General features: G+C 72.0%; 29 protein-coding genes. 11 read left to right on the plus strand and 18 right to left on the minus strand.

Going from position 1 to position 26,932, the window contains the following annotated elements:
• The 11 genes from VNT59_RS08730 to flgB all read right to left on the minus strand — a co-directional run.
• On the minus strand, positions 1-1,071 hold a 1,071-nt coding region (locus VNT59_RS08730; protein ID WP_325497940.1), incomplete at its 3' end, for an MCP four helix bundle domain-containing protein.
• Between the two features lie 9 nt (positions 1,072-1,080).
• Positions 1,081-1,584, minus strand: coding sequence for a chemotaxis protein CheW (locus VNT59_RS08735; protein ID WP_325497941.1), 504 nt, complete (start codon positions 1,582-1,584; stop codon positions 1,081-1,083).
• Positions 1,585-1,655: 71 nt separating this feature from the next.
• On the minus strand, positions 1,656-2,699 hold the full coding sequence (gene flgJ / locus VNT59_RS08740; protein ID WP_325497942.1) for a flagellar assembly peptidoglycan hydrolase FlgJ: 1,044 nt from the start codon (positions 2,697-2,699) through the stop codon (positions 1,656-1,658).
• Positions 2,700-2,706: 7 nt separating this feature from the next.
• A complete protein-coding gene (locus tag VNT59_RS08745; RefSeq protein ID WP_325497943.1) occupies positions 2,707-3,807 on the minus strand; it encodes a flagellar basal body P-ring protein FlgI in 1,101 nt (366 codons plus the stop codon).
• Between the two features lie 2 nt (positions 3,808-3,809).
• A complete protein-coding gene (locus VNT59_RS08750) occupies positions 3,810-4,496 on the minus strand; it encodes a flagellar basal body L-ring protein FlgH (RefSeq protein ID WP_325497944.1) in 687 nt (228 codons plus the stop codon).
• Positions 4,496-5,278 carry a flagellar basal-body rod protein FlgG gene (flgG, locus tag VNT59_RS08755; RefSeq protein ID WP_325497945.1) on the minus strand — a complete coding sequence of 261 codons (783 nt, stop codon included), beginning with the start codon at positions 5,276-5,278 and terminating at the stop codon, positions 4,496-4,498. The genes VNT59_RS08750 and flgG overlap by 1 nt, the downstream gene beginning before the upstream one ends.
• Positions 5,279-5,307: 29 nt before the next feature.
• The gene (gene flgF, locus VNT59_RS08760; protein WP_325497946.1) at positions 5,308-6,048 is read right to left on the minus strand and encodes a flagellar basal-body rod protein FlgF; all 741 of its coding nucleotides are present in this window, start codon (positions 6,046-6,048) and stop codon (positions 5,308-5,310) included.
• Between the two features lie 19 nt (positions 6,049-6,067).
• On the minus strand, positions 6,068-7,264 hold the full coding sequence (gene flgE, locus VNT59_RS08765) for a flagellar hook protein FlgE (protein WP_325497947.1): 1,197 nt from the start codon (positions 7,262-7,264) through the stop codon (positions 6,068-6,070).
• 41 nt (positions 7,265-7,305) lie between these two features.
• Positions 7,306-7,965, minus strand: a complete 660-nt coding sequence (locus tag VNT59_RS08770) for a flagellar hook assembly protein FlgD (RefSeq protein WP_325497948.1) — start codon at positions 7,963-7,965, stop codon at positions 7,306-7,308.
• Between the two features lie 59 nt (positions 7,966-8,024).
• Entirely contained in the window at positions 8,025-8,423 is a 399-nt protein-coding gene (flgC, locus tag VNT59_RS08775) for a flagellar basal body rod protein FlgC (protein ID WP_414708368.1), read from the minus strand.
• Positions 8,424-8,440: 17 nt separating this feature from the next.
• The gene (gene flgB, locus VNT59_RS08780; RefSeq protein WP_325497950.1) at positions 8,441-8,848 is read right to left on the minus strand and encodes a flagellar basal body rod protein FlgB; all 408 of its coding nucleotides are present in this window, start codon (positions 8,846-8,848) and stop codon (positions 8,441-8,443) included.
• Between the two features lie 231 nt (positions 8,849-9,079).
• Between flgB and flgA the strand changes: the two genes are divergently transcribed.
• The 5 genes from flgA to VNT59_RS08805 all read left to right on the plus strand — a co-directional run bounded on the left by flgA (position 9,080) and on the right by VNT59_RS08805 (position 12,957).
• Positions 9,080-9,727, plus strand: a complete 648-nt coding sequence (flgA, locus tag VNT59_RS08785) for a flagellar basal body P-ring formation chaperone FlgA (protein WP_325497951.1) — start codon at positions 9,080-9,082, stop codon at positions 9,725-9,727.
• A gap of 85 nt (positions 9,728-9,812) precedes the next feature.
• Positions 9,813-10,112 (plus strand): flagellar biosynthesis anti-sigma factor FlgM, encoded by a 300-nt coding sequence (gene flgM / locus VNT59_RS08790; RefSeq protein ID WP_325497952.1) that lies wholly within the window; start codon positions 9,813-9,815, stop codon positions 10,110-10,112.
• On the plus strand, positions 10,109-10,558 hold the full coding sequence (locus VNT59_RS08795; protein ID WP_325497953.1) for a flagellar protein FlgN: 450 nt from the start codon (positions 10,109-10,111) through the stop codon (positions 10,556-10,558). Before flgM ends, VNT59_RS08795 begins: the two co-directional genes overlap by 4 nt.
• A 48-nt stretch (positions 10,559-10,606) precedes the next feature.
• Positions 10,607-11,038, plus strand: a complete 432-nt coding sequence (locus tag VNT59_RS08800; RefSeq protein ID WP_325497954.1) for a hypothetical protein — start codon at positions 10,607-10,609, stop codon at positions 11,036-11,038.
• 227 nt (positions 11,039-11,265) lie between these two features.
• Entirely contained in the window at positions 11,266-12,957 is a 1,692-nt protein-coding gene (locus tag VNT59_RS08805; protein ID WP_325497955.1) for a M10 family metallopeptidase, read from the plus strand.
• Positions 12,958-12,980: 23 nt separating this feature from the next.
• Here the strand turns inward: VNT59_RS08805 and VNT59_RS08810 are convergent, their stop codons facing one another.
• On the minus strand, positions 12,981-13,916 hold the full coding sequence (locus VNT59_RS08810) for a hypothetical protein (protein ID WP_325497956.1): 936 nt from the start codon (positions 13,914-13,916) through the stop codon (positions 12,981-12,983).
• A 264-nt stretch (positions 13,917-14,180) separates the two neighbouring features.
• Here VNT59_RS08810 and VNT59_RS08815 point away from each other — a divergent pair, with 264 nt between their 5' ends.
• From VNT59_RS08815 to VNT59_RS08825, 3 genes are all read left to right on the plus strand, one after another.
• Positions 14,181-15,746 carry a thioredoxin family protein gene (locus VNT59_RS08815; RefSeq protein WP_325497957.1) on the plus strand — a complete coding sequence of 522 codons (1,566 nt, stop codon included), beginning with the start codon at positions 14,181-14,183 and terminating at the stop codon, positions 15,744-15,746.
• A gap of 83 nt (positions 15,747-15,829) precedes the next feature.
• Complete coding sequence (locus VNT59_RS08820; RefSeq protein ID WP_325497958.1) at positions 15,830-16,720, plus strand: isocitrate lyase/PEP mutase family protein; 891 nt, start codon at positions 15,830-15,832, stop codon at positions 16,718-16,720.
• Positions 16,721-16,794: 74 nt separating this feature from the next.
• Positions 16,795-17,571 carry an SDR family NAD(P)-dependent oxidoreductase gene (locus VNT59_RS08825; protein WP_325497959.1) on the plus strand — a complete coding sequence of 259 codons (777 nt, stop codon included), beginning with the start codon at positions 16,795-16,797 and terminating at the stop codon, positions 17,569-17,571.
• Positions 17,572-17,752: 181 nt separating this feature from the next.
• Here VNT59_RS08825 and VNT59_RS08830 read toward each other — a convergent pair whose 3' ends face one another.
• From VNT59_RS08830 to VNT59_RS08850, 5 genes are read right to left on the minus strand one after another with little or no spacing between them, the layout of a single operon-like run.
• Positions 17,753-18,733: a tripartite tricarboxylate transporter substrate binding protein gene (locus VNT59_RS08830; RefSeq protein ID WP_325497960.1), complete on the minus strand. Its 981-nt coding sequence runs from the start codon at positions 18,731-18,733 to the stop codon at positions 17,753-17,755.
• A 29-nt stretch (positions 18,734-18,762) separates the two neighbouring features.
• Positions 18,763-20,106, minus strand: coding sequence for an MmgE/PrpD family protein (locus VNT59_RS08835; protein ID WP_325497961.1), 1,344 nt, complete (start codon positions 20,104-20,106; stop codon positions 18,763-18,765).
• Positions 20,107-20,152: 46 nt separating this feature from the next.
• Positions 20,153-21,568 carry an aldehyde dehydrogenase family protein gene (locus VNT59_RS08840; RefSeq protein WP_325497962.1) on the minus strand — a complete coding sequence of 472 codons (1,416 nt, stop codon included), beginning with the start codon at positions 21,566-21,568 and terminating at the stop codon, positions 20,153-20,155.
• Positions 21,565-22,188 carry a thiamine pyrophosphate-dependent enzyme gene (locus tag VNT59_RS08845; protein WP_325497963.1) on the minus strand — a complete coding sequence of 208 codons (624 nt, stop codon included), beginning with the start codon at positions 22,186-22,188 and terminating at the stop codon, positions 21,565-21,567. The genes VNT59_RS08840 and VNT59_RS08845 overlap by 4 nt, the downstream gene beginning before the upstream one ends.
• A gap of 9 nt (positions 22,189-22,197) precedes the next feature.
• Positions 22,198-22,740, minus strand: a complete 543-nt coding sequence (locus VNT59_RS08850; RefSeq protein WP_325497964.1) for a thiamine pyrophosphate-binding protein — start codon at positions 22,738-22,740, stop codon at positions 22,198-22,200.
• Between the two features lie 234 nt (positions 22,741-22,974).
• Here VNT59_RS08850 and VNT59_RS08855 point away from each other — a divergent pair, with 234 nt between their 5' ends.
• The 3 genes from VNT59_RS08855 to VNT59_RS08865 are packed head-to-tail and all read left to right on the plus strand — an operon-like array spanning position 22,975 to position 25,984.
• The gene (locus VNT59_RS08855) at positions 22,975-24,132 is read left to right on the plus strand and encodes an acyl-CoA dehydrogenase family protein (RefSeq protein ID WP_325497965.1); all 1,158 of its coding nucleotides are present in this window, start codon (positions 22,975-22,977) and stop codon (positions 24,130-24,132) included.
• A 26-nt stretch (positions 24,133-24,158) separates the two neighbouring features.
• Positions 24,159-25,142: a tripartite tricarboxylate transporter substrate binding protein gene (locus VNT59_RS08860; protein ID WP_325497966.1), complete on the plus strand. Its 984-nt coding sequence runs from the start codon at positions 24,159-24,161 to the stop codon at positions 25,140-25,142.
• Between the two features lie 11 nt (positions 25,143-25,153).
• Complete coding sequence (locus VNT59_RS08865; protein WP_325497967.1) at positions 25,154-25,984, plus strand: alpha/beta fold hydrolase; 831 nt, start codon at positions 25,154-25,156, stop codon at positions 25,982-25,984.
• A 16-nt stretch (positions 25,985-26,000) separates the two neighbouring features.
• Here the strand turns inward: VNT59_RS08865 and gcvA are convergent, their stop codons facing one another.
• Positions 26,001-26,924, minus strand: a complete 924-nt coding sequence (gene gcvA / locus VNT59_RS08870) for a transcriptional regulator GcvA (RefSeq protein WP_325497968.1) — start codon at positions 26,922-26,924, stop codon at positions 26,001-26,003.
• Positions 26,925-26,932 lie beyond the last annotated feature (8 nt).

The following is a 26,932-nucleotide window of genomic DNA, read 5'->3' on the forward strand; positions in this document are numbered from 1 at the left end:
CCGCGAGGAGGCGTTGATGGCGTCCATCGTCTCGACCACCTGCTCGACGACGGCGCCGCCCTTGCGCGCGACCTCCGACGACGACTGCGCCAGCTGGTTGGCCTGGCGCGCGTTGTCGGCGTTCTGCTTGACGGTGCCGGTGAGTTCCTCCATCGAGGCCGCCGTCTCCTCCAGCGAGCTGGCCTGCTCCTCGGTGCGCTGCGACAGGTCCTGGTTGCCGGTCGCGATCTGGCCCGAGGCGGTCGCGATGGTGTCGGTGCCGGCGCGAACCTGGCCCACGACCCGCGCCAGGCTGTCGTTCATGGACTTGAGCGCCTGCATCAGCTGGCCGGTTTCGTCGGTCGAGTGCACCCGCACCTCGGTCGTCAGGTCGCCGCCGGCCACCGCCTCGGCCACCTTGACGGCATCGGCCAGCGGCCGCGTCACGCTGCGGGTGACCAGCACGCCGATGGCCAGGCCCGCCAGGCCGCTGGCCAGCGTCAGGCCGATCATCAGCGCCCGGCTGAACCGGTAGGTTTCGCTGGAGTCGGCGGCCACGCTCGCGGCGGTCTTTTCCTTGCCGTCGCTCAGCTCGCTCATCCTGTCGTCGGCCGCCTGCATCTTCGGCACGACGCTCTCGAACAGGAACTGGACGGTCGGGCGCGCGTCCTGCATTTCCTCGGTCATCGCCTTCTTGACGATCTCGCGGGCCGTGGCGTCGTATTCGGCGAAAGCGCGGTCGAACTCGGCCAGCTTGCGCTTGCCCTCCTCGGTCGAGAACAGCGGCCGCGCCTTGTCCAGGTTCGCCTTGACCAGCTGGCGGTCCTTCTCGACGGCGTCGGCGGCCTTGCGCCGCTCGGCCAGGTTGAAGGCCAGCAGCATGTTGCGCAGGTCGCGCGCCATGTACATCAGGTCGATGTTGGCTTCCTTGACGTACGAGACGCCCAGCAGCTCCCGCTGGTAGATCCGGTCGGCGTTGTCGTCGATCCGGGCCATGCTGTAGATCCCGACGGCCGCCACGGCGGCGCCGAGCACGGCCACCAGCAGGAAGCCCGCCAGCAGCCGCGTCGAGACCTTGATGTTCTTGAACATGCCGACTCCCTAGGCCGCGGCCTTCTCCACCAGTCCCATTTCGTCGCTGGACATCAGCTTGTCGATGTCGACCAGGATCAGCATGCGCTGCTCCAGCGTGCCGAGCCCGATCAGGTAATCGGTGTCCAGCGCGGCGCCCATTTCCGGCGGCGGCTTGATCTGGCCGGGCTCGAGGGTGATCACGTCCGACACGCTGTCCACCACCATGCCCACCACGCGGCCGCGGATGTTCAGCACGATCACCACCGTGAACTGGTCGTAGGTCGGCGTGCCGAGGTTGAACTTGATGCGCATGTCGATCACCGGGACGATGATTCCGCGCAGGTTGACCACGCCCTTGATGTATTCGGGCGCGTTGGCGATGCGGGTCACGGCGTCGTAGCCGCGCAGTTCCTGCACGCGCTGGATGTCGATGCCGTATTCCTCCTTGCCGAGGGTGAAGGTCACCACTTCCAGGGGGCCGACGGCGGTGGCGGCCGAGGCGGTCTTCGGCGGGGTCAGGGTGTCGTTCATCGTTTTCGTCCTTTCAGGTCGTATATCGGCACGGATGAGCAAACGGATAGGCCGCGCGGGCCCGGTCTTGCTCAGCCCGCCAGCTGCTTCATCACTCGCACCAGCTTGCCGGCGTAGTCCGGGTCGGTCGCATAGCCGGCCCGCTGCAATTCGTGGGCGGCCCGGGCCGGGTCGGCCTGGGTGCGCACCCTGGCGTAGCGCGGGTTGCCGGCGAGAAAGCCGGCGTAGTCGGCGAAGGCTTCCTGGTAGGAGCCGTAGGCCCGGAATTTCGCGCGCACCCGCTGGGCCACGCCGTCGATCACCTCGGTCGTCACGGCGTCGACCGACCGGCCGCGCCAGCCGCGGTCGGCCTTGATGCCGAAGACGTTGAAGGTGCGGCCGCCGTCGTCGCCGCGCACTTCGCGCCGGCCCCAGGCCGACTCCAGCGCCGCCTGCGCCAGGATCAGCCGCTCGGGGATGCCGGTGCTGGCCGCGGCCGCGCGCGCCGACTCGCCCAGGGTCGCGATGAAGTGCTCCACGCGCGAGGTCCAGCCGGGTTCGGTACCGGCGCTGCGCGGCGGCGCCGCGGCGGCCTCGGGGGCCTGGGCCTGCGCCAGCGGCGGCAGCGCCGCGGCCACCGCGCGCGGCGGCCGGATCGCCGCCGCACCGGCGAGGGAGGCCATGGCCCCGGACGCCTGCGCGCCCGGCACACCCGGCACACCCGGCACGCTCAGGGCAGCCGGTGCGCCGCCCGGCGCGGCGGCCACGCCTTCGGCCCCGGCCGCGCCGCCGGCGGGCGCGGGCGATGCGATCGTGCGCCGCAGCTGCGCGAACATCGCGTCGGCCAGCTTCAGGCCGCGTCCCGACAGGTTCTGCGCCATCTGCTGATCGAGCATGGACAGGTACATCTTGCTGTCGTGCCCGTCCAGCAGCCCGCTCGAGGGGTTGGCCTCGCGCATGCTCTTGAGCAGCATGCCCATGAACAGCGCCTCGAACTGGCGCGAGACCTGGCGCAGCGCCTCCTCCGGCGTGTTGCGCGCGGCCCGGCGCAGCGCCTCGACGCTCTGCACGTCGAGGGCGAAGCGCTGGTCCAGCGCCCCGCCGGCCGTCGTCGCGTTCGTGACGGGGCTGCTCATGGCGCCTTCAGATGATCTCGAGCTCGGCGCGCAAGGCGCCGGCGGCCTTCATGGCCTGCAGGATGGAGATCAGGTCCTGCGGATTGGCGCCCAGCGCATTGAGCGCCTTCACCACGTCGGCGAGCGCGGCGCCCGAGCGCACCATCTGCAGCGCCCCGCCCGCCTGCGACAGCGAGATCTGCGAGGTCTGGGCCGACACCGTGGTGCCGCCGGACAGCGGCGCCGGCTGGCTGATCACCGGCTGGGTGCTGATGACGACCGACAGGCTGCCGTGCGCCACCGCGCACTCCTGCACCCGCACCGCCTGGTTCATCACGACCGAGCCGGTGCGCGCGTTCACGATCACCCGCGCCACGTCCTGCGCCGGCACCACGTCGACCGCTTCGAGCCGGGCCAGGAACGCCACGCGGTCCTGGGCCGCCGGCGCGCGCACCCGCAGCACCCGGCCGTCGAGGGCCTCGGCGGTGCCGGCGCCGAAGCCGCGGTTGATCGCGTCCACCGCGCGCTGCGCGGTGCCGAAGTCGGAGCGGTGCAGCTCCAGGGTGAGCGTGCCCTCTTCGCCCAGCGCGCTGGCCAGGCCGCGCTCGACGATGGCGCCGGCCGGAATCCGGCCCGCGCCGAGCTGGTTGACCTGCACCTTGCTGCCGTTGGCGGAAGCGCCCGCGCCGCCGACCACCAGGTTGCCCTGCGCGATCGCGTACACGGCGCCGTCGGCACCCTTGAGCGGGGTCATCAGCAGGGTGCCGCCGCGCAGGCTCTTGGCGTTGCCGAGCGAGGAGACCGTGATGTCGATGGCCTGGCCCGGCCGCGCGAACGCCGGCAGCGTGGCGGTGACCATCACCGCGGCCACGTTCTTGAGCTGCATGTTGGTGCCGGGCGGCACGGTGACGCCGAGCTGGGCCAGCATGTTGGTCAGGCTCTGGGTCGTGAACGGCGTCTGCATCGTCTGGTCGCCGGTCCCGTCCAGGCCGACCATGAGGCCGTAGCCGACCAGGGGGTTGTCGCGCGCGCCCTGCACGCTGGCCAGCGCCTTCAGCGGTTCGGCGGCCGCCGGCAGGAGCAGTGCGGCGGCCAGGCAGGCCAGGGCGCGGAGAAGCAGGCGGCGCATGGTCAGAACGGCATCGCGTTGAGGAAGAAGCGCTGCAGCCAGCCCATGGTCTGCGCCTCGTTGATGAAACCCTTGGCGCTGTACTCGATGCGCGCGTCGGCGACCTGGGTCGACAGCACGGTGTTGTTGCCGACCACGGTCTGCGGATTCACCACGCCGGAGAACCGGATGTACTCGGTGCCCTGGTTGATCAGCATCTGTTTCTCGCCGCTGACCGCCAGGTTGCCGTTGGCCAGCACGCCGGTCACGGTCACCGTGATCACGCCGTTGAAGGTGTTGGCGGCGTTGGCGCCGCCCTTGGCGTTGAGGCCGGTGTCGGCGGACAGGCTGGCGTCCTGGCCGCGCAGCAGGCCGCCCAGCAGCTTGGGCGTCAGGCCGAAGTCCGCTTCCAGCTTGCCGTTGCGGCTGGCGGTGGTGGCCGAGTTCTTGCTGGCGTCGGCCTTCTCGCTGATCACCACGGTGAGGATGTCGCCGACCATCCGCGGCCGGCGGTCCTCGAACAGGGCGTGGCCGCGGGCGCCTTCCTGGTAGATCGAACCCGAAGTGCGTGCCGGCAGCACCTGGGCCGGCGCCGGCGGGGCCGTCATCGGCTGCTGCACCAGCGGCTGGCTCGGCAGCTGGGCGCAGCCCGCCGCCAGCGCGAGCGCGGCCGCCGCGGCATGCCAGGCGAGAGCGCGGCCCAGCGTCATCACAGCTGGCTCAGGCGCTGCAGCATCTGGTCGGAGGTCTGCACGGCCTTGCTGTTGATTTCGTACGCGCGCTGGGTGGCGATCATGCTCACCAGCTCCTCGACCACGTTCACGTTGGACGACTCGACGTACCCCTGGCTGAGGATGCCGGCGCCGTTGAGGCCGGGGTTGGTCTGGTTGGCCGCGCCGGAGGCGTCGGTCTCGGCGAACAGGTTCTCGCCCAGCGACTGCAGGCCGGCCGGATTGAGGAAGGTCGCCAGCTGCAGCTGGCCGACTTGGACCGAATTGGTGCTGCCGGCCTGCGTGACCGACACCATGCCGTCGCGCGCGATGGTCAGGCTGGTCGCGTTCTGCGGGATCGTGATCGCCGGCTGCACCGGAAAGCCACTGGCCGTGACCAGCTGGCCGTCGCGGTCCTTCTGGAACGAGCCGTCGCGGGTGTAGGCGGTGGAGCCGTCGGGCATCAGCACCTGGAAGAAGCCGCCGCCGTTGATCGCCACGTCGTTCGGGTTCTCGGTCTTGGTCAGGTTGCCCTGCGCGTGGATGCGCTCGGTGGCCACCACCCGCACGCCGGTGCCCACCTGCAGGCCGGACGGCAGCCGGGTCTGGTCCGAGCTCTGGCTGCCGGCCTGGCGCAGGTTCTGGTACATCAGGTCCTCGAACACCGCGCGGCTCTTCTTGAAGCCGGTCGTGCCGACGTTGGCGAGGTTGTTGGAGATGACGTCGAGCTGTTGCTGCTGCGCGTCCAGGCCGGTGCGCGCGATCGAGAGGGAGCGGAGCATGGAAGGTGTCCTGTCGTTGTGGGGTGGCGCTAGCCGGCGGCCAGCAGCTTGTTGGCGGCCTGGGCGTTCTGGTCGGCCGTCTGCAGCGACTTCATCTGCATGTCGAGCAGGCGCGCGGTGGCGATGAGTTCGACCATCGCTTCCACCGGGTTCACGTTGCTGCCCTCGAGGAAGCCGCTGGCGACGGTGACGGCCGGATCGGCGTCGGCGGCCGGCAGGCCGTCGAGCATGCGGAACAGCCCGTCCTCGCCGCGCACCAGTTCGGCCGGCGCCGGATTGACCAGCTTCAGCCGGCCCACCTCGGTCAGGCCGGTGGCCGCGTTGCCGGCCGGGCGTGCCGTGACCAGGCCGTTGGCCGCGACCGAGATCGCGGCGCCCGGCGGCACCACCAGCGGGCCGCCGTCGCCGACCACCGGCAGGCCCGCCATCGTGGTGACCTGGCCGTCGGCGCCGACCTGCAGGTTGCCGGCGCGGGTGTAGGCCTCGCCGGCCTCGGTCTGCACCACCAGCCAGCCGTCGCCGCGCACGGCCACGTCCAGCGGTCGGCCGGTCTCGCTGAGCGGCCCGGCCCGGAAATCGGCGCGCGGCGTGGTGGCGATCACGAACGCCCGGGTGGGCGATTCCTCGCCCAGCACCGGCACGGCCTGGAAGCTGTTCACCTGGGCCCGGAAGCCGGTGGTCGCCACGTTCGCCATGTTGTTGGCGACCGCGGCATGCTGGTCCATCGCCTGCTTGGCGCCGCTCATGGCCACGTAGAGCATGCGATCCATGTCTGTGCCCGCCGGTCGGTCAGCGCAGGTTGACCAGGGTCTGCATCACCTGGTCCTGCGTCTTGAGGGTCTGGGCGTTGGCCTGGTAGCTGCGCTGCGCCGTGATCAGGTTCACCAGCTCGCTGGTCAGGTCGACGTTGGAGGATTCCAGCGCGCCGGCCGTGAGCGAGCCGAGCGTCGTGCCTTCGCCCGGTTCGCCGGTCAGCGGCTGCCCGGAGGCGCCGGTTTCGGCGAACTCGTTGTTGCCGGTGGGCTCCAGTCCGTTCGGATTGGCGAACGAGCTGAGCACCACGCGCCCGAGCAGCTTGCTCTGGTCGTTGGAGTACTTGCCGGTGACCAGGCCGTCGCGGCCGACCTCGAACGAGGTCAGGTTGCCCGAGGTGTAGCCGTCCTGCGTCAAGCGCTGCACGGCGCTGGTGTTGCCGAACTGGGTGCTGCCGGCCAGGGTGACGGTGACCGCCGCCGGCGCCGAGCCGTTGGCGTAGTCGCCGGTCAGCGCCAGCGTGTTGGCGCCGGTGATCGCCCCGTTCGCGTCGAAGGTGATGTTCGCGCTGCCGGTCATCGGCGTGCCGTCGGCGGTGGCCTGCACGGTCCAGGCGTTGTCGGCGGTCTTGATGAAGAACAGCGCCAGCTCGTGCGGGTTGCCGAGCGAGTCGAAGACGTTGAGCGCGTTCGAGTAGGTGTAGGTGCTGGAGTCGCCGGCGTCGAAGGCCGCCGGATCGAGCGCCGGGTTGCGCGAGTCGAAGTTGAACTGCGCCGTCACGCCGCTGGTGGCATTGGGGTTCATCGACTGGGTCGGGAACTGCAGCGGCACCGGCGTGCCGCCGGCCAGCGCGCCGGCGGCCGTGACGCCGTAGCCGGTCAGCCGCATGCCGCCGGTGGAGACCACGAAGCCGTCCTTGTCGACGGTGAACTGGCCGTTGCGGGTGTAGCTGACGTTGCCGCCCTGCGGGCTGGCGACGCGGAAGAAGCCGTTGCCGTTGGTGACGGCCAGGTCCAGCGGCCGGTTGGTCAGCTGGATCGAGCCGGCCGCGAAGTTCTGCTCGACGCCGGCGACGGCGACGCCCAGGCCGATGCGCGAGCCGGCGATCACGTCCTTGAACGCCACGCCGCCGCTCTTGAAGCCGACGGTGGACGAGTTCGCGATGTTGTTGCCGATGACGTCCAGCTGGGCGGCCGAGGCGGCCAGGCCGGAGATGCCTTGTGAGAAAGCCATGGTGAATCCTTTTCGTGTTTCGTGGAGGCCGGCGGCGCCGGTTACTGCAGCATGCGCACGTCCGCCAGCGCCGCGCTGCGGCCGCCGGACAGTTGCAGCGTGATCCCCGCCGCGTCCTGGCCGACGCTGCGGACCTGGGCGGCCACCAGCGTCGCGGCGGACACCGGGTTCGCGCCGTTGGCGGCGACGACGTCGACCCGATAGAGGCCGGCCGGCATCGCCTGGCCGGCATCGTTGCGGCCGTCCCAGGCCTGGCTGTGCAGGCCGGCCGGCAGCGAGCCGAGGTCGATGGTGCGCACCGGGTTGCCGGCGGCATCGGTGATCAGCGCCCGCGCCGAGGCCGCCGACGCCGGCAGGTCGATCGCGAACGAGGCGGCCCCGCCGTCGAGGGCGAGCTGGCCGCCCGGCACCACGACCGCGCGGCCCACCAGCGACGCCGCCTGCAGCATCTGCGCCGAACTGCTCTGCGCCAGCAGCGTCTGCAGCGTGGCGTTGGTCTTCTCGATGCCGCTGACGGTGCTCATCTGCGCCAGCTGCGAGGTGAGCTGCGCGTTGTCCATCGGGTTGAGCGGGTCCTGGTTGTTCAGCTGCGTGATCAGCAGCTTCAGGAAGCGCTGTTCGCTGGCGGCGCTCTGCGACGGCGCCGGCGCGGCGGAGGCGGCGGCGGCCGGGTCGGACGGTGACAGGGCGGCGATCGGCATGAGTCTTCTCCCGCAGGCGGCTGGCGCGCCCGCTTGAACAGGTGGCGGCAGGGGGCGGCTTACTGGCCGATGGTGAGCGTCTTGAGCATCAGGCTCTTGGCGGTGTTGACCACCTCGACGTTGGCCTCGTAGCTGCGCGAGGCGGAGATCATGTTGGTCATCTCCTCGACCAGGTTCACGTTGGCCATGGTCACGTAGCCGTCGGCGTTGGCGCGCGGGTTCTTGGGATCGAACACGGTGCGCAGCGGCGAGGCGTCCTCGACCACCTCGGCCACGCGGACCCCGCCGACGCCGCCCGGCGCGTTGCCGGCGTCGAGCTCGAACACGACCTGCCGCGCGCGATAGGGCTGGCCGTCGGCGCCGGCGACGCTGTCGGCGTTGGCCATGTTGCTGGCGGTGACGTTCATGCGCTGGGATTGCGCATTCATGGCGGAGGCCGCCACGCTGAAGATGTTCATGGGCATGGGGCGTTCTCCTATTGCTGCATCGCCGCCAGCAGCGACTTGATCTTGGCGCTGATCACCGTGACGCCGGCCTCGTAGCGCAGCGCGTTGTCGGCGAACTCGACGCGCTCGGCGTTCATTTCCACGGTGTTCCCGTCCAGGCTCGACTGCGACGGCACCCGGTACAGCAGGCCGGCGTCGGTGGCGAAGGTCGAGCCGCCGTGCACGTGGCTGGCGGCGGTGGTCGCCAGGGCGAGGCCATTGCCGGCGCGGCCCTGTTCCAGCGCCCGGCGCAGTTCGCCGCCGAAGTCCAGGTCGCGCGCCTTGTAGTCGGGCGTGTCGGCGTTGGCGATGTTGGCCGCCAGGACTTCCTGGCGGCGCGCGCGCAGGCCGAGCGCCTCCTGGTTGAAGCGCAGCGCGGCGTCGAGCTTGTCCATCATGTGCGTTGCTCCTGGTGCAGATACGGCGGCGGCCAGGCCGGAGCCTGTCCTGATGAGCATCGATTCTGGTGCAGCCGGGCGGCGCGCAATGGGTCGAACAAGGGCGTCTTTCGGGCGCACCTCGCACCTTCGGGACCGGCCCCGCTTCCTAGAATGGGAGCCCGACATCCAGTCCACCCACCCGTGCCGGCCAGCCATCCACCACCGCGGCGCCTTTGCGCCGCTCTCCTGTTGCTGCTGCTCCCCTTCGGCGCGGCCGGCGCCGCCGCGCCGCTGGCCGGCGAGCAGCGCCTGGCGCTCGAACGCTGGCTCGCGGCCCAGGCCGCCGGCGCGCCGGGGCAGGTGACCGTGCGGGTGGACGCGCCGGCGGCGCTGCCGCCGTGCCCCGCGCTCCAGCCCTTCCTGCCCGCGGGCACCCGGGCCTGGGGCCGCGTGACGGTCGGCGTGCGCTGTCCGGGCGAGCGGCCGTGGACCCGCTTCCTGGCCGCGCGCGTGACCGTGGAAGGCGCCTATCTGGTGGCCGCCCGGCCGCTGCCGGCCGGCCAGGCGCTGGTGGCCGAGGACCTGGCGCAACGCTCGGGCGACCTCACCGCGCTGCCCGCCTCCGTGCTGACCGATGCCGGCCAGGCGGCCGGCGCCGTCGCCGTCACCGCGATCGCGGCCGGCGCGCCGCTGCGCGCGGAGCTGGTGCGGCGCCCGCCGGCCGTGCAGCAGGGCCAGCTGGTGCGGCTGCAGGCCGGCGGCGCGGGCTTCCTGGTCAGCACCCAGGCGCGGGCGCTCGTCACGGCGCCGGCCGGCGCCACCCTCCAGGTCAAGACCCTCGACGGCCGGCTGCTGAGCGGCATCGCCGGCGCGGACGGGACCGTCACCCTGCCCTGACGCCTTTTTCCGTGGAAACCGGCGCCTTGGCCCTAATGTTCTGCCCGAACCTGCCGATATATCGGTAGTCGCCTGGGAAACCACCTTGAAAATCGATCCAACCACCGGCTCCGCCACGCCGCTGCGGCTTCCGACCCGGTCGCGCGCCGGCGCGCCCCCTGCCCCCGCGCCCGCCGCCGGCACCGCCGCCGGCACCGCCGGCGGCACCGCCGGCGCCGGCAACGTCCGCGCCTTTCCCGAACCGGCCGACGGCGCCTTCGACGCCGCCAAGGTGGCGGCGATCCGCGAGGAGATCCGCGCCGGCCGCTACCGGGTCGATCCCGAACGGATCGCCGACGGGATGCTGGCCAGCCTGCGCGAGCTGCTGCCGGAGCAGCGGGGATGAGCCCGCTGCTGGGCCATGTGCTGGCCGAGAGCGCCTGCCTGCAGTCGTACATCGCCGCGCTGGAAGCCGAGGACCAGGCCCTGCTGCAGGGACGCATCGACGACCTGCCCGCGATCGCCGAACGCAAGACCGGCATCCTGTCGCGCATCGCCGCGCTGGACCAGGAGCGCGAGGCGGCGCAGGCCGCCCTCGGCCTGCCGGCCGGCCGCGCCGGCGCCGAACGGGCCGCGCAGGCCAGCGAGCCGCTGGCCCGGGCCTGGACGGCGCTGCTGGCGCACGCCCATCGCGCGCGTGAACTCAATCGGCGCGTGGCGGCCAAGGTCTACACCCACCTGGACTTCACGCGCAACGCGCTGCTGTTCCTGCAGTCGCGCGGGCAGCCCCTGTACGGCCGCGACGGCACGCGCAGCGCGCCGGCCCGCGGCTCGAGCCTCGCCCTCGGGTAAACCAGGGCTTACCCGGTTGGAGCCGGCGGCCACTTGCCGCACAGTTCCGTGCCCCCACTCGCGCCGACCACCATGCAGTTCACCCTCGACCCCGAACACATCCGCCGCCAGATCACGCTGCGCCGCGCAGCGACCGACATCAAGCTGCCGATGCACGAGCGGCTGAAGGTGCACTTCATCACCCGGCGCGCCGAGCTGCTGTCCAACTTCAGCCTCACCGCGGGCGCCTGGATGATGCTGCTGCACGGGTGCAGCGCCGAAGGGCGCGACCAGGCCGAATTCGAAGCGCTCAAGCGCGACGTGGTCGAATTCAAGGAGTGGGCCGAGGAGGGCTTGCAGGCGCTGCAGCGCATGGGCCTGCAGGAAGTCATCGCCCAGGGCGAGCAGCACATGCCCGACGATCCGCAATTGGTCGCCGCCATGCGCAAGATGCTGGGCATCCCCAATCCCAAGGATCCGCGCGACCCCACCCGCGCGTAGCCAGCCCGCCGCTGGCCGGCGGCCCCGGCGCGCGCCCCCGCGCCCCCCTCCGAAGCCTGCGCGCCGGCCGCCGCGCGCCGGCCAGCCCGCGCCCGCGCCCCGTCCCCGCCGCCTGCCTCACCCGCTTACCGAGATTTGCGTAGGCAGGCACCGACTACGACCTAACTCGCCGGCGTCGCCGGCCCGCCCAATCACCGAAGCACTTTCGGTGAACCACGAGGCGGACCATGATCGACGCGAACGGCAGCGGGGCCCAGGAGGGCGCGGCCCCAGGCGCGGCGCCGGCAGGCGGCGGCGACGCCATGCCCTTGCCCTGGGCCGGCGCGTTCGGCGATGGGTACGGCTTCGTCGGCGCGGCGCCGCCGCCTTCGGCCGCGTCGGTCGCCGCCTTGCTGACGGGCACCAGGTGGACCGGCATCGCGCCGGACAGCGGCCGCACCACCGTCACCTACTCGTTCGACACCGCCGATTCGCAGTTCACGTATTCGGGCGCGGACTGGAGCAGTTCGTTCCAGGGCACGCTGCAGCCGTTCTCGGCGGCGGACCGCGAGCTCACGCGGCAGGTGCTGGACAGCATCGAGGCGGTGGCCAACGTGCGCTTCGTCGAAGTGCCGGACGACGGCCAGCAGGTCGGCGTGGTGCGCTACGGCTACAGCGCGCTGGTGAGCAGCATGGAGTACGCGGGCTACGCCTTCTTCCCCTCGCCGGACCCCTCGGCCGGCGACGTGTGGATCGGCGCCAGCTACGCCGCCGCGGCCTGGGACTTCTTCCGCCCGAACGTGCTGCTGCACGAAACCCTGCACGCCCTGGGGCTGGCCGACACGGCCGGCTCCGGCCTGACGGTGCAGGAGAACATCATTCCCAACACCGTCATGAGCTATTCGCCGGTGGCGGGCGCCCCGCGCGGCTACATGGCGGCCTATCCGCGCGAGCCGATGCCGCTGGACGTCGCCGCGCTGCAGTGGCTGTACGGCGCGCCGGCCACCAACGCCGGCGACACCAGGTACGACCTGGCGCAAGCCGGCTACAGGACCAACTTCAGGACCATCTGGGACAGCGCCGGCACCGACGTGCTGGACGCCAGCGGCGTGCGCACCAGCGTGTCGCTGGACCTCAATGACGGTGCGCGCAGCAAGGTCGGCGTCTCGATCGGCGTGCAGGGCAACTTCGGCGGCACCAACGTCCAGAACAGCGCCTACACCGCGACCCTCGCGATCGCCGCCGGCGCCCTGATCGAGGACGCGATCGGCTCGCCCTACGCCGACCTGATCGTCGGCAACGCGGCGCCCAACCGGCTGACCGGCGGCGCCGGCAACGACACCTTGCGCGGCGGCGCCGGCGACGACGTGCTGGCCGGCCAGGCCGGCAGCGACCAGCTCGACGGCGGCCTTGGCGAGGACGTCGCCGTGTACGACGGCCTGCGGGCCGGCTACACGATCACCCGCGCCGGCGACGGCTATGCCGTCAGGGACCAGCAGGGCGCCGTCGACACGCTGCTGGGGATCGAGCGGGTGGCGTTCGCCGATGCCTGGGTGGCACTGGACCTCGACGACCACGCCGGCGAGGCGGCCCGGCTGGTGGGCGCGGTGCTGGGCCCGGCGGCGGTGCGCCAGCGGCCCTATGTCGCCGTGGGGATCAGTCTGCTGGACGACGGCATGAGCGTCGCCCAGGTGGCGCAGTACGCGCTCGACTACCGGCTCGGCCCGCAGGCCAGCCACCAAGCCGTGGCCCAGCTGCTCTATGCCAACCTGCACGGCGGCGCCGTGGATGCGACGGCCATCGGGCAGTACGTGAGCTGGCTGGAACAGGGCCTGTATTCGCAGGCCGGGCTGGTGCAGCTGGCGGCCCACTCGCCGCAGAACGGCGCCAACATCGACCTGGTGGGCCTGGCCGCGGGCGGGCTCGACTACGCGGCCTGACGGCGCGCCGGGCCCGGCGCCGGCTACTGCAGCTGCTCGAGCGCCAGGGTGTCGGTCCTGGACATGCCGAAGTACTTGCGGATGCGGGTCCACGCGTAGGGCCCGAGGCCGCGCTCGACCCGCCGCACCACGCCGCTGGCGGCCAGCGCGCGCAGCGCGCCGACGCTCTCGACGCCGGACCGTTCCAGCGCCAGCGCCACGCTGCCGAGCCAGGGCTGCAGTTCCAGCACGCCGGCGTCGTCGCCCGGATGCGCCAGGTCCTCGACCCGCACCAGGCCGCTGCGCCACAGCTGCAGCCCGCTGGGGCCGCAGCGCAGGGCCAGGCCGTGCGACTGCAGCACCCGGTAGACCTCGGTGCGGCGGCGCAGGCTCAGCATGCGCTCGAAGTCGCGCGGCGCCAGATCGCGCAGCGCCCCGACCGTCGTGATGTCGCGCAGCAGCAGCTTCTTCACCGTTTGCGGGCGCAGGCCGACGTCCGCCAGGTGGGTGGCGTCGTCGATCACCCGCGCCGGCAGCCGGCGCTCGGACGCCCGCTGCGGCTGCGGCCGCGCGATGGCCGCCGCCGGCGGCCGGAAATCGAGGCCGGCGGCCTGCAGCAGCGACCGCACCTTGACCACCGTGGTGGCGCCGACGTTCACCACCCGCGACAACTCCTGTTCCGAGAGCTCGGCGAAGTCCTCCAGCGCGAAGATGTTCATGCCGGTGAGCTGCACCACGGCCGAAGGCCGCAGGCCCAGCTGCCGGATGTCGGTGGTGGCGTTCGGCGCCGGCTGCGGGGCCGGCCGCTCGCGCGGGGTCCAGACGAAGGCGTCGGGCGCGCGCGCCTCGGCCGCCGCCTCGGCCGCAATCCGCTGTTCCTCGAGCCAGTTCCTGAAAGCGCGCAGGCAGTGCTGCAGCTGCCCGTCCGGGATGGCGCGGAAGTCCGCCACCGTCCGCAATGTCTGTGTTCCCTCGTTCATCTTTTCTTGGCTGCCGTGCAGGCGCGCATCGGATGAAGCGTGCCGCGGCTGGTGCTGTCCGATGGTAGGGGCGGCCCGCCGAGCTGAAACCGCGGATCAAGGCCGCCTTTGGGCGGTATTTCGCCGGCGCGGCGGCCGCGGCATCGCCGCATTCGGCGCCAGCGCCCGCCCAGCAGCAGGCGCAGCCCGCGGCCGCACTGGATAAGATCGGCGCTCGCGGTGCGGATGCCGTCCGGCCGCGGCCAACGAGAAGGAAGGTGGAGCATGCGCAATTCGTCGCTCGTCCAGCGCCTGCGCGCGCCGGTGTTCGGCGCCCTGCTGGCAGGGGCCGTCCTGGCCGTGCAGCCGGTCCATGCCGCGGCGCCGGCCGGCATCGACTGGCAGCCCGCCGCGTCGGCCGCCGAAGTCGACCGGGCGTTCGCGCTGGCGCGCCAGTCGGGCCGGCCGGTGTTCCTCTACTGGGGCGCCGTGTGGTGCCCGCCGTGCAACCAGGTCAAGGCCACCTTGTTCGCGCGGCCCGACTTCATCGAGCGGTCGCGGGCCTTCGTGCCGGTCTACGTGGACGGCGACAAGCCCGGGGCGCAGAAGGTCGCCGCCCGGTTCAAGGTGACCGGCTATCCGACCATGATCCTGTTCCGGCCGGACGGCGCCGAGATCACGCGGCTGCCGGGCGAGGTCGATCCCGAGCGCTACCTGCTGACATTGACCGCCGGCCTGAACGCGCAGACCCCGGTCAAGGAGCTGCTGCAGCGGGCGCTGGCGCGGCAGGCCCTGTCGGCCGAGCAATGGCGGCTGCTGGCCTTCTATTCCTGGGACACCGACGCCCAGCAGGTGCTGGCGGCGGCCGAGCTGCCGGGCCAGCTCGCGGCGCTGGCGGCCGCGGTCCCGGCCGAGCTGCCGCAGGTGCGCGACCGGCTGGCGCTCAAGTCGCTGGTCGCCAGCGCCACCGCGGAGCCGCCCGCCCCGGGCCTGCCGGTCGAAGCCGGCCGGCAGCTGCTCGATCGCCTGCTCGCCCAGCCCGAGTCGATGCGGCAGCTGGCCGACCTGCTGGTCGGCGCCGCCGAGCCGCTGGTCAAGCACGTGGCCGCCACGCCCCAGGCCCGCGCCGAACTGGCCGGCCGCTGGGACGCGGCGCTGGCGCGGCTGGCGCAGCAGCCGGGGCGCTCGCGGCCCGAACAGGTGGACCTGCTGGACGCGCGGGTGGCGCTGTGGAAGCTGGCCGCCCCGGCGGCCCCGCTGGCGCCGGCGCAGCGCCAGGAAGTGCTGCGCGAGGTCGCCCGCCTCGCGGCCGCCACCACCGACAAGTACGAGCGCCAGGCGGTGATCCCGAACGCGGCGCACGTGCTGGCCTCGGCCGGGCTGCTCGACGAATCCGACGAACTGCTGAAGTTCGAGCTGCCGCACGCCGTGGCGCCCTACTACCACATGCTCGGCCTGGCGGGCAACGCCAAGAAGCGCAACGACGCCAAGGCCGCGCTCGACTGGTACGAACGCGCCTGGCGCGCTTCGCAGGGGCCGGCCACGCGCATCCAGTGGGGCACCGGCTTCGTCAACCAGCTGCTCGAGCTCGCGCCCGACGACGTGCCGCGCGTGGCCGGGGCCGCCGGCGCCGTGGTCGGCCAGCTCGGGGCCCGCAGCGAAACCTTCTACGAGCGCAACCAGCGCTCGCTGCAGCGGATGGCGCAGCGGCTGGCGAAGTGGCAGGGCAGCGACCCGGCGCGCGCCGGCGCCGTGGCCAGGATCAGGCGGCAGCTGGCGGTCACCTGCGCCCGGCTGCCGCAGGGCGATCCGGGCCGCGCCAACTGCGAATCGGTGTTCGCCAAGGGCTGATCGAGCGGCCACGACACCGGCGGCCCCGGCCGGCGGCACGCGTTTCGATTGCCGCCGCCACCACCCCAGACACAGGAAGGACCATGGACACTCCGACTTACCCCGCGCGCGCCGGTACCTTGCGCGCCATGCTGCAGCGGGGCGACTTCGTCGTCGCGCCGGGCGTCTTCGAGATGCTGGGCGCCAAGATCGCCGACCGCATGAACTTCCAGGCGCTGTACATGACCGGCTACGGGATCGCCGGGTCGCACCTGGGCCAGCCCGACGCCGGCCTGGCCGGCTACACCGACATGCAGCAGCGCGCGCGCACGATCGCGCACGGCACCAGCAAGCCGCTGATCGCCGACGCCGACACCGGCTTCGGCGGCCTGATCAACATCCGCCATACGGTGCGCGGATACGAGGAGGCCGGGGTGCAGGCGATCCAGCTGGAGGACCAGGAGTCGCCCAAGAAGTGCGGCCACACGCCCGACCGGCGGGTGGTGCCGCTGGAGGACGCCGTGCGCCGCATCGAGGTGGCGGTGGCGGCGCGCCGCAGCGACGACTTCCTGGTGATCGCGCGCACCGACGCGCGCACCGGGCTGGGCCTGGACGAGGCGATCCGGCGCGCACTGGCCTTCGCGCAGGCCGGCGCCGACATCGTCTTCGTCGAGTCGCCCGAAAGCGAAGACGAGTTCGCGCGGGTCGGCCAGGCGCTGGCGGGCCGCGGCGCGTGGCTGATCGCGAACATGGTGCCGACCGGCCGCTCGCCGGAGCTGTCGGCGGCGCGGCTGCGGGAACTGGGCTTCGCGCTGGCGATCTGGCCCGCCGTGCTGATGCAGTCGGCCTGTGCCGCGATGGAGAACGCGCTGTCCTACCTGGCCCGCCACGGCACCACGGCCGGCAGCCCGGTGCCGTCCTGGCCGATGCAGCAGCTGCACCAGCTGGTGGGCTTCGACGAGGTGTGGGCGTTCGAGCAGCGCTGGGCCCGGTAGCCCGGCGGCTGGCCGAGCGGCGCGCCGGAGCGCGCGCCGTGCATACACTGGCGGCTTCACGAAGGAGTCACGACATGCTGGAACTCGGGCTGAAGGACAAGGTGGCGATCATCACCGGCGGCAGCGACGGCCTGGGCCGGGCCGGCGCGCAGCGGCTGGCCGCCGAGGGCGCCAAGGTGGCGATCGCCGCCCGCCGCGCCGATCACCTGGAGCACGCGGCCGAGGACATCCGCGCCGCCACCGGCGGCGACGTGCTGGCGGTGCCGACCGACGTCACCCAGGCCGACCAGTGCGAACGGCTGGTGCAGGCGGTGCTCAAGCGCTGGGGCCGGGTGGACATCCTGTTGAACAACGCCGGCACCTCGGCGGCCGCCGCCTTCGCCGACGTCAGCGACGAGGCCTGGCAGGCCGACTGGGAGCTGAAAGTGATGGGCGCCGTGCGGATGTGCCGGCTGGTCATTCCGCCGATGCGGCGCCAGCGCGACGGCCGCATCGTCAACATCACCACCGTCAGCGGCAAGGCGCCCAAGGGCAAGGGCGTGCCGACCTCGGTCAGCCGCGCCGCCGGCATCAACCTGACCAAGTCGCTGGCCAACGAATACGCGGCCGACAACGTCCGGGTCAACACGATCTGCATCGGCCTGGTGCGCAGCGCCCAGATCGACCGCATGGCGCAGGGCGGGGACCTGGAGGCGCACTACGCGCGGCTGGCGCGCGAGCGGGTCCCGCTCGGCCGCGTCGCCCAGGCCGCCGAATTCGCCGACCTGTTCGCGTTCCTGGTGTCGGACCGCGCGAGCTACATCACCGGGACGGCGATCAATTTCGACGGGGGCGGCGGAGCGACGGTGTAGCGGTGGCGCTGGCCGAGGGTCGAGGCGCTCGCCGGTTCTCTGGAACGCAGAGGGCGCAGAGGACGCGCGGAGAACGCAGAGGGCCATCCTTCATTTGGATTTCTGTGCGCCCGCTGCGAAATCTTTGCGACCTCTGCGGTCAAAACCTGCCACGCGCGCACCTCCGCCCGTCGGAGACAGTTCACTCCGCCTGGGCGCCCGAGGCCTTCACGACGGCCTTCCACTTCTCGTACTCGGCCTGGGTGAACTTGCCGAACTGCTCCGGCGTGCCGCCGACCGGGTCCGCGCCTTCGCGCACCAGCTGCTGCTCCAGCGTCGGCAGCGCCTCGTTGACGGCCTTGTTGATGGTCATGATGACCGACTGGGGCGTGCCCTTGGGCGCGAAGAAGCCGAACCACGAACCGGCCTCGAAGCCGGGGAAGCCCTTGGCGGCGACGGTCGGCACGCCGGGCAGCGAGCGCGACGGCTTGGCGCTGGACACGGCCAGCGCGCGCACCTTGCCGGCCTTGATGTGCTGGATCACGGACGGGATGGTGGCGAACATGAACTGCAGGCGCCCGGCCAGCAGGTCGGTCAGCGCACTGGCGCCCTTGTACGGCACGTGCAGCGCCTCGGCGCCGACGCGCTGGGTCAGCATGTAGCTGGACAGGTGGGCCGAGGTGCCGACCCCGGTGGAGCCGTAATTGAGCTTGCCCGGATTGGCCTTCAGGTAGGCCACGAACTCCTCGAAGGTCTTGGCCGGCACCGAGGGATGGACCACCAGGACGTTGGGCACGTCGGCGACCTGCACGATCGGCACCAGGTCCTTCAGCGGGTCGTACGGCAGGCTCTTGTACAGCGTCTGGTTGATCGCGATCGGGCCGACCGAATCGATGATCAGCGTGTAGCCGTCCGGGGCCGAGCGCACCACGAACTCGGTGCCCAGGTTGCCGCCGGCGCCGGGCTTGTTGTCGACGATGAACGGCTGCTTGAGCTTGTCCTGCAGCTGCTGGCCGACCGCGCGCGCCAGGATGTCGGTGGTGCCGCCGGCGGTGAAGGCGACGACGATCTTCACCGGCTTGTCGGGATAGCCGGCGGCCTGCGCCTGCGGCCCGGCGACCGCCGCCAGCGTGGCGGCGGCGGCGACCAGGAACTTCTTTCTGGTCAGGGCAAAGTCGGTCATGGGAATCTCCTCTTGGTGGTTGGTATCGGTCAGAGCGCCTGCAGCCGCAGCGCCGCCAGTTCGTGGCGGTCGATGTGCCAGAGCTGCTGGAGCAGCGTGCGCGCCGGCGCATCGCCGATCACCGGCGAGGCCAGCTCCAGGAACTTGTCGTCGAGGTCGGCGTCGGTGAGCGGCGCTTCCGGATCGCCCTTGCGGCAGGGGGCGAACTGCGAGACCACCTGGCCGTTGCGCAGGGTCAGCGTCACCCGCGCGGCGCGCACGTTCGGGAATTTCGCCGTGAGCTCGCCGTCGGCGTTGAGCCTGGTCCTGGCCATCAGCGCGCGGATCGCCGGATCGGCCAGGCGCTGCGGCTCGAACGCGTTCAGGCGCACGGCGCCGTACAGCAGGCCGTGGGCGACCACGTAGGGCAGGCTGAACTTCGCCTCGAACGCCGTGCGCGGCTCGAAATTGCCGGTGACGTCCAGCGCGGTCTTGTAGGTGTCGACCTGGATCGACTCGATCTGCTGCGGGTCCACGCCCTGCTCGCGCAGCGCCAGCATCGCGTCGATCGCGGCGAAGGTGTGGCCGCAGCAGCCGTGGTTCTTCTGCGTGATCGCGGTGATGTTGTAGCGCGTGCCCAGGCCGTCGGTGGCGCGCTCCCACTTGGGGTCGTCGGACAGCGCGGCGCCGAAGCCGGCGGCGCCTTCCAGGATGTCGAGCGCGCCGGTGATGCCGGCGGCCGCGCCGACGCCGGCCGTCACGCCGACCCAGGCCGCGTGGCCCGCATGCAGCGCCTTGGTCATGGCGTCGGAGCGAAACGCCTGCTGCAGGCCGGAGGCGAACGAGGCCGCCGTGGCCAGCGCATGGCGCAGCACGTCCGCATCGCCCGGGCCGGTGAGCGCCGCCGTCGCCGCCGCGCTGCCGAAGCAGCCGACGGTGCCGGTGGTGTGGAAGAACTTGTAGTGCGACGGCTGCACCGCCGCGCCGATGCGGGTGGAGATCTCGTAGCCGACCGTGATCGCCTTCAGCAGGTCGGCGCCGCTGGCGCCGCGGTCCTCGGCCACCGCCAGCGCCGCCGAGATGGTGGGGCAGCCGGGGTGGTAGACGGCGTCGCGGAAGATGTCGTCGAACTCCACCGCATGCGAGATGCTGCCGTTGATCCACGCCGCCGTGGCCGGGAACGCGGTGGTGCGCTGGCCGGGCAGGCTGGAGCGGCCGTGGCCCAGCTCCGCCGCGTGCGCCTTCATCAGCTGGACGCCGGGCGCCACCGGGATGCCGGGGAACAGCGCCGAGAACCAGTCGATCAGCGCCCGCTTGGCGTGGTGCGCCACCTGCTCGGGCAGCGCGCGCGCCGCTTCGGCCTGCGCGTACCGGGCGAATTCGTCGAGGATCATGATGCACTCCAGCGGCCGGCGGCAGCGCGCCGGCCTTGCGTTTGTTTCAGTAGGCGACGGTGATGAGCCGTTCCTCGGTCATCTCGCGGATGGCGTAGGCCGGACCTTCCCAGCCGAAGCCACTGTCCTTCACGCCGCCGAACGGCATCGCATCGACCCGGGCGCTCGACGCCTCGTTGATGTGGACGCCGCCGAAGCGCAGCTGCCGCGCCGCCGTGAAGGCGGTGTGCAGGTTGCTCGTGAACAGCCCCACCGCCAGCCCGAACGCCGTGTCGTTGGCCTTGGCGACGGCCTCGTCGATGCCGTCGACTTCGACGATCGACACCACCGGCGCGAAGATTTCCTCGCACACGACCTTCATCTCGTCGCGCACGCTGGTCAGCACCGTGGGCTGCATCACCGTGCCTTCGCGCTTGCCGCCGGTGAGCAGCCGCGCGCCGGCGGCGACGGCGGCGTCGACCCAGCCTTGCGCGCGCTCGGCGTGCTGCAGGCTGATCATCGGGCCGATGACGGTGGCCGGATCGGCCGGGTCGCCGGCCTTCATCTTGCGCGCCGCCTCGACCATCCGCGGCACGAACTCGCCGGCGATGCGGCGGTCGACGTACAGGCGCTGCACCGAGGTGCAGACCTGGCCGGCCTTGCGCAGGCCGGCGCTGAGGATCTTGGGGATCGCCAGGTCGAGGTTCGCGTCGTGGCAGACGATGGTGCTGGCGATGCTGCCGAGTTCGAGCTGGGTGCGGCGCAGGCCCGCCGCCGCCTGGATCTGCCGGCCGACGCGGGTGCTGCCGGTGAAGGCGTAGAAGGCGAGGCGCTGGTCGGCCAGCAGCTGCGGGCCGACCACCGCGCCGGCGCCGTGCACCAGCGCCAGCAGGTCGGCGGGCAGGCCGGCATCGAGCAGCGCCCGGCACAGTTCCACCGCCGTCAGCGGCGTGAACTCCGAGGGCTTGAGCACCACGGCGTTGCCGCCGGCCAGCGCCGGGCCGACCTTGTGGCAGACCACGTTCAGCGGCGAATTGAAGGGCGTGATCGCGCAGACCACGCCGCGCGGCGCGCGGATCGTGAAGCCGAAGCGGTCCTTCACGCCGTCGCCGGCCTGCAGCGGCGCCATGTCGCCGTTCAGGCGCTTGGCCTCCTCGGCGCACAGCTCCAGGGTCTGCACGCAGCGGCGCACCTCGTTGTCGCCGTCGGCGCGGGTGAAGCCGGCCTCATGGCGCATCAGCTCGATCAGCGGCTCGGTCCGGCTCGCCAGCACGCGCGCCGCCTGCGCCAGGATCTGGTAGCGCTGGTAGGGGCTGAGCGTCGAGCGCCGCTGGCCCTCGATCGCGCCGCTGACGGCGGCCGTGACCTGCTCGCCGGAGGCCGCCGCCATCGCGCCGTAGACGCTGCCGTCGTACTTGTCCTTCAGCGCTTCGCTCGTGGCGCCGTCGGTCCAGCGGCCGCCGATCAGCAGCTGGCCGTTCATGCCCGGCTGCTCCCGCCCAGCATCGCTTCCATGAACCGGGTGCGGATCTTGTTGGCGTCGCGCTCGGTCACCCCGGCCGGCGGCTGGTTGTCGGTGCGCGCGCAGATGAACAGCGGCCCCTCGCCCCGCAGCGCGAGGTCGACCAGCGCCTCGAAGTGCGCCTCGTCGCTGGCCCAGGTGCTGCGCTCCAGGCCGGCGCCGCGGGCGATGGCGACCAGATCCACGTGATCGGAGGTCAGCGTCGGCTGGCCGCCGGTGATCTGGTAGGCGCCGTTGTCCCACACGATCACGGCCAGGTTCTTCGGCGCCACCGCCGCGATGGTGCCCAGCGCGCCCAGCTGCATCAGCAGCGAGCCGTCGCCTTCCAGCGCGAACACCTGGCGCTGCGGCTGCGCCATCGCCACGCCCAGCGCGATCGGCGCGGCCAGGCCCATGCTGCCCAGCATGTAGAAGTTCTGCGGCCGCTGGCCGGCGGCCCACAGGTCGAAATGGGTGTGGCCGATGCCGCCGACCACCGCCTCGTCCCGCTTCAGCCTGGCCACCAGGCGGCGCGTGAGGTCGGAACGGTTCATCACCTTGGCGTCGCCGCGGCGGGCCGTCTTCAGAATGCTCTCTTGCATGGCGCTCCCTCAGTAGCTCTTCTTGCCGCGGCTGGTCAGCAGCGGCGACAGCAGGATGGCGGCGGCGGCCTGGGTCGTGAACGCCTGCTTGATCATGCGATCGGTGACGAACTCGACGTCGTCCGGGCGTTCGACCGAGTAGTGCTCGATGTTGAGCGTGTTCAGGATCGGGCGCATGGTGCGGCACACGATCGCCTGCCCCAGCTGGTGGTCGCCGATGGTGCCGCGCTCGGAAATCATCATCACCAGCGGGATCTGGCAGGGCACCGTCAGCGACGCCAGCACGTTGGCCAGGGTCGCGAAACCGCTGGTCTGCATCAGCACGATGCCGCGCATGCCGGCCATGTAGGCGCCGGTGACGATGCCCACGGCCTCTTCCTCGCGGGCCGGGCTGATGACGGTGAAGTAGTCGTCGGCGGCGAGCCGCTTGATCAGCGGCGCCAGCACCTTGTCGGGCACGTAGGCGATCAGCCGGACCTGGTTGGACTTCAGTACGCGGACGACGGTTTCGTCCCAGGATTCGCCGGGCTTGCCGGCAATCTCTTCAGCCATGTGCACTACTCCTGTTGCTGGGCCCCCCGATGGGCGGGGCGCGAGCGCCCGCCGGCGGCGGGGCGACCGGTCATCGATTCTAGGATCGCCCTCCCCGGCCGGCCATCACGAACCGTGATGGGCCCCACAGGCCGGCGCGAGAAATGACGATAGCTCATGGCTCGGCGCGCAACGCGAAGCGCTGCGGGCGCCGGCGCGGGCCGACAATCGCGCCAGCCTCCTCCAGGAACCCCCATGGATTTCAACCTCAGCGAAGAACACGCGAGCTTTGCCGAATCGGTGCGCCGCTTCGCCCACGACAAGCTGGCCGCCGGCGCGCTGGCGCGCGCCCACTCGCCCGGCTACCCGTCCGACGTCGCGCGCCTGCTCGCCCGGCAGGGGCTGCTGGGCATCGCTTTCGCCGAGGAGGACGGCGGCCAGGGCGGCTCGCTGATGCACGCCGTGCTGGCGATCCAGGAAGTGGCGCTGGTCTGCCCCAAGAGCGCCGACATCGTCCAGGCCGGCAACTTCGGCCCGATCCGCACCTTCGTCGAATACGCGACGCCCGCGCAGAAGCAGCGCTGGCTGCCGGGGCTGCTCTCGGGCGAGCAGCTGATCGCGCTCGGCATGAGCGAACCCGAGGCCGGCTCCGCCGTCACCGAGCTCCGGACCAGCGCCCGGCTCGAAGGCGACCAGGTGGTGATCGACGGCAGCAAGGTGTTCTCCACCCACAGCCCGCACGCCTCGCTGTTCCTCGTCTACGTGCGCTTCGGCCCGGGCGTCGACGGCATCGGCTCGGTGCTGGTCGAGCGTGGCGCCCCCGGCTTTTCGATCGGCGAGCCGTCCGCCTTCATGAGCGGCGAGGAGTGGTGCCAGCTGTATTTCGAGAACTGCCGCATCCCCGCCGCCAACGTGCTGCTGGGGCAGGGCGGCTTCAAGAAGCAGATCGCCGGCTTCAACGTCGAACGCCTGGGCAACGCCTCGCGCTCGCTGGCCCTCGGCCGGCACGCCTACAACCTGGCCCGCGAGCACGTCCTGATCCGCAAGCAGTTCGGCCGCGCCCTGTGCGAGTTCCAGGGCATCCAGTGGAAGTTCGCCGAGATGGCGCTGAAGCTGGAGAGCGCGCAGCTGCTGCTGTACAAGGCCGTGATGGAAGGCGAGCACGGGCTGCCGAGCGCCCACGCCACCGCGATGGCCAAGCTGGCCTGCAACCAGGCCGGCTGGGAGGTCGCCAACGAGGCGCTGCAGGCGATGGGCGCCATGGGCTACAGTCGCGAATCCCTGGTCGAGTACTGCGTGCGGCGCACCCGCGGCTGGATGATCGCCGGCGGCTCGATCGAGATGCTGAAGAACCGCATTGCCGAAGGCGTGTTCGAGCGCAGCTTCCCGCAGCGGCCGCCCAAGGCCGCCTGAAACAACATCAAATCACAGGAGACACCATGGACCACACCAGGAGACAGACGATTGCCGGCGCCGCCGCGCTGATGCTCACCGGCCTGGCGCCGCTGGCGCGCGCGCAGGGCAGCGCCGACTACCCCAGCGGACCGGTCAGGATCGTGGTCGGCTTTTCCGCCGGCGGACCGACCGACCTGGCCGCGCGCTTGATCGCCGCCAAGCTGCAGACGGCGTTCGGGCAGACCTTCATCGTCGAGAACAAGCCGGGCGCGGGCTCCAACCTGGCCTCCGAGATCGTCGCCAACGCGGCGCCGGACGGCGCCACGCTGCTGATGGCCGCGGCGCCGCTGGCGATCAACAACCACCTGTACAAGACCCTCAAGTGGGACGTGCTGAAAAGCTTCGAGCCGATCAGCCAGGTGATGTCGGCGCCCTGCATCCTGGCGGTGCGGCCCGAGTCGTACAAGACGATGGCCGAACTGCTGGCCGATGCCAGGAAGCAGCCGGGCAAGCTGAGCTTCTCGTCCTCGGGCGCGGGCGGCTCCCAGCACCTGGCCGGCGAACTGCTGCAGCAGAAGGCCGGCATCAAGCTGATCCACGTGCCGTACAAGGGCGCTTCGCCGGCGCTCAACGACCTGCTCGGCGGCCAGATCGCGATGGGCTTCATGACCTCGCTGTCCTCGGTGCCCTACTTCAAGTCCGGCAAGCTGCGCGCCCTGGCCGTCGCCGCGCCGCAGCGGCTGCCGCAGCTGCCGGACGTGCCGACGATGGCCGAGGCCGGCCTGCCGGGCGTGGAGATCAACTCGTGGAGCGGGCTGCTGGCCCCGGCGCGCACGCCGCCGGAGATCGTCGCCAAGCTGCAGCGCGAAGTGGCCAAGGCCCTGGCCTCGCCGGACGTCAGGGACAAGCTGGTGTCGCAGGGCGCCGTCGTCGTGGGCGGCAGCGCCGCCGAATTCGCGCGCTACCTGGCGCGCGAACACGAGGAATACGGCAAGCTGATCCGATCGATCAACCTCAGCCTGGATTGAGCGGCCGACCCGTGGTGCGAAGCGAAGCGCAGGCGCGCGCGCTGATCGCGCAGCTGCAGGCGGCGACCGACGTCGTCGACACCGGGTTCGAGGAGGCGCGCATCCGCTGGCGCCGCATCGGCAGCGGGCGGCCGCTGGTGCTGCTGCACGGCGGCAACGGCAGCTGGCTGCACTGGGTGCGCAACATCGAGGCGCTGGCGGCCGCGCACGAGCTGTGGCTGCCCGACCTGCCCGGTTGCGGCGAGTCGGACGCGCTGGCGCCGCCGGCCAGCCTGGAGCGGCTGGTGCGCGCGCTCGGCGCCGGCCTCGACGTGCTGCTCGGCGCCGGCCGCGAGATCGACCTGGCCGCGTTCTCCTTCGGCTCGGTGCTCGCCTCCAACCTCGCCGTGGCGCGCGGCCGGGTCCGGCGCCTCGCGCTGCTGGGCGCCACCGGCCACGGCTTTGCGCGCACCCCGCTCAGCCTGCGCAACTGGCGCACCTTGCCGCCCGAGGCGCAGGACGAGGCGCATCGCCACAACCTGGCCACGCTGATGCTGCACGAGCCGGCCGCGATCGACGCGCTGGCGCTCGTGATGCATCGCAGCGCAAGCGAGCGCACGCGGCTGCGCAGCAAGCAGCTGTCGCACACCGGCGCGACGCGGCAGGCCCTGGACCGGCTGGCCCTGCCGATGCTGCTGGTGTGGGGCGAGCACGATCCGACCGCCGGCGGCGCCGAGGTCGCGCGCGCGCTGGCCGCCGGCCATCCCGAGCGGCAGTGGCTGGTCGTGCCCGGGGCGGGCCACTGGGTGCAGTACGAACGCGCCGCCGAGATCAACCCGCTGCTGGCGCGCTGGTTCGCGTAGGGCCCGGGCCGGGCTTTCAGTCCTGCAGCGGCGGCAGCTGCTGCACGGTTTCCAGCAGCCAGTCGCGAAACAGGCGGGTCTTGCGGGTTTCGCGCTGGTGCTGCGGGCGCAGCAGGTAATAGGCGCGCTCGCGGTGGATCGGCTTCCAGCGGGTCCTGGCGAACGGCCGCACCAGCTGGCCGGCCTGGAATTCCGCGTCGAGCAGGCGCGGCTGGCCGATCGCGATGCCCAGGCCGCTGACGGCGGCCTGCAGCGCCAGCACCGAGCTGTTGAAACTCATGCGCTGGCTTTCCGCGGCCATCTCGCGCAGCCCCGCGGCGGCCAGCCACTCGTCCCAGTCCTTGCGCCGGTAGTGCGATTCCAGCAGGCACTGGCGCAGCAGCGACTCGGGATGCCGGCGATCCGGCGCGTGCTCGGCCAGGAAGGCCGGCGAGCACACCGGTTCGAACTGGTCCTCGAACAGCAGGTCGGCATGGACGTTGGGCCAGCGGCCGTCGCCGAACTGGATCGCCATGTCGACCGGATCGCGGTCGAAATCCACTTCGGGCACGGCCGTCGTGATGCGCACCTCGATGTCGGGCGAACGGGCGTGGAAGTCCGCCAGCCGCGGAATCAGCCACTTGGCGGCGAAGGTGGTGTAGGTGCGCAGCCGCAGCGCGCCCTGTCCGGTGTCCTTCAGCAGCTGCTCGGTCGCGCCCGCGATCGCGTCGAACGCCGGGCCGACCTGGGCCGCGAACTGGCGCCCGGCGCGGGTCAGGCTGACGCCGTGCCGCTCGCGCCGCAGCAGTTCGACCCCGAGGTAGGACTCGAGCACGGCGATCTGCCGGCTGACGGCCGATTGGGTGACGTGCAGTTCGTGTGCCGCGGCCGTCAGGTTCTCGGTGCGGGCGACGGTCTCGAACACCCTCAGCGGATTCAGCGGGGGAATGCGGCGTCGCACGGTCGGTT

The sequence above is a fragment of the Ramlibacter sp. genome (genome assembly GCF_035554825.1).
GTDB lineage: Bacteria > Pseudomonadota > Gammaproteobacteria > Burkholderiales > Burkholderiaceae_C > Ramlibacter.

Excerpts from the sequence above, each read along its gene's own strand:
- VNT59_RS08735 (WP_325497941.1), bottom strand. The coding sequence starts at position 1,584 with ATGAACGACACCCTGACCCCGCCGAAGACCGCCTCGGCCGCCACCGCC.
- flgJ (WP_325497942.1), bottom strand. The coding sequence starts at position 2,699 with ATGAGCAGCCCCGTCACGAACGCGACGACGGCCGGCGGGGCGCTGGAC.
- VNT59_RS08745 (WP_325497943.1), bottom strand. The coding sequence starts at position 3,807 with ATGCGCCGCCTGCTTCTCCGCGCCCTGGCCTGCCTGGCCGCCGCACTG.
- VNT59_RS08750 (WP_325497944.1), bottom strand. The coding sequence starts at position 4,496 with ATGACGCTGGGCCGCGCTCTCGCCTGGCATGCCGCGGCGGCCGCGCTC.
- flgG (WP_325497945.1), bottom strand. The coding sequence starts at position 5,278 with ATGCTCCGCTCCCTCTCGATCGCGCGCACCGGCCTGGACGCGCAGCAG.
- flgF (WP_325497946.1), bottom strand. The coding sequence starts at position 6,048 with ATGGATCGCATGCTCTACGTGGCCATGAGCGGCGCCAAGCAGGCGATG.
- flgE (WP_325497947.1), bottom strand. The coding sequence starts at position 7,264 with ATGGCTTTCTCACAAGGCATCTCCGGCCTGGCCGCCTCGGCCGCCCAG.
- VNT59_RS08770 (WP_325497948.1), bottom strand. The coding sequence starts at position 7,965 with ATGCCGATCGCCGCCCTGTCACCGTCCGACCCGGCCGCCGCCGCCTCC.
- flgC (WP_414708368.1), bottom strand. The coding sequence starts at position 8,423 with ATGAACATCTTCAGCGTGGCGGCCTCCGCCATGAATGCGCAATCCCAG.
- flgB (WP_325497950.1), bottom strand. The coding sequence starts at position 8,848 with ATGATGGACAAGCTCGACGCCGCGCTGCGCTTCAACCAGGAGGCGCTC.
- VNT59_RS08795 (WP_325497953.1), top strand. The coding sequence starts at position 10,109 with ATGAGCCCGCTGCTGGGCCATGTGCTGGCCGAGAGCGCCTGCCTGCAG.
- VNT59_RS08805 (WP_325497955.1), top strand. The coding sequence starts at position 11,266 with ATGATCGACGCGAACGGCAGCGGGGCCCAGGAGGGCGCGGCCCCAGGC.
- VNT59_RS08810 (WP_325497956.1), bottom strand. The coding sequence starts at position 13,916 with ATGAACGAGGGAACACAGACATTGCGGACGGTGGCGGACTTCCGCGCC.
- VNT59_RS08815 (WP_325497957.1), top strand. The coding sequence starts at position 14,181 with ATGCGCAATTCGTCGCTCGTCCAGCGCCTGCGCGCGCCGGTGTTCGGC.
- VNT59_RS08820 (WP_325497958.1), top strand. The coding sequence starts at position 15,830 with ATGGACACTCCGACTTACCCCGCGCGCGCCGGTACCTTGCGCGCCATG.
- VNT59_RS08825 (WP_325497959.1), top strand. The coding sequence starts at position 16,795 with ATGCTGGAACTCGGGCTGAAGGACAAGGTGGCGATCATCACCGGCGGC.
- VNT59_RS08830 (WP_325497960.1), bottom strand. The coding sequence starts at position 18,733 with ATGACCGACTTTGCCCTGACCAGAAAGAAGTTCCTGGTCGCCGCCGCC.
- VNT59_RS08835 (WP_325497961.1), bottom strand. The coding sequence starts at position 20,106 with ATGATCCTCGACGAATTCGCCCGGTACGCGCAGGCCGAAGCGGCGCGC.
- VNT59_RS08840 (WP_325497962.1), bottom strand. The coding sequence starts at position 21,568 with ATGAACGGCCAGCTGCTGATCGGCGGCCGCTGGACCGACGGCGCCACG.
- VNT59_RS08845 (WP_325497963.1), bottom strand. The coding sequence starts at position 22,188 with ATGCAAGAGAGCATTCTGAAGACGGCCCGCCGCGGCGACGCCAAGGTG.
- VNT59_RS08850 (WP_325497964.1), bottom strand. The coding sequence starts at position 22,740 with ATGGCTGAAGAGATTGCCGGCAAGCCCGGCGAATCCTGGGACGAAACC.
- VNT59_RS08855 (WP_325497965.1), top strand. The coding sequence starts at position 22,975 with ATGGATTTCAACCTCAGCGAAGAACACGCGAGCTTTGCCGAATCGGTG.
- VNT59_RS08860 (WP_325497966.1), top strand. The coding sequence starts at position 24,159 with ATGGACCACACCAGGAGACAGACGATTGCCGGCGCCGCCGCGCTGATG.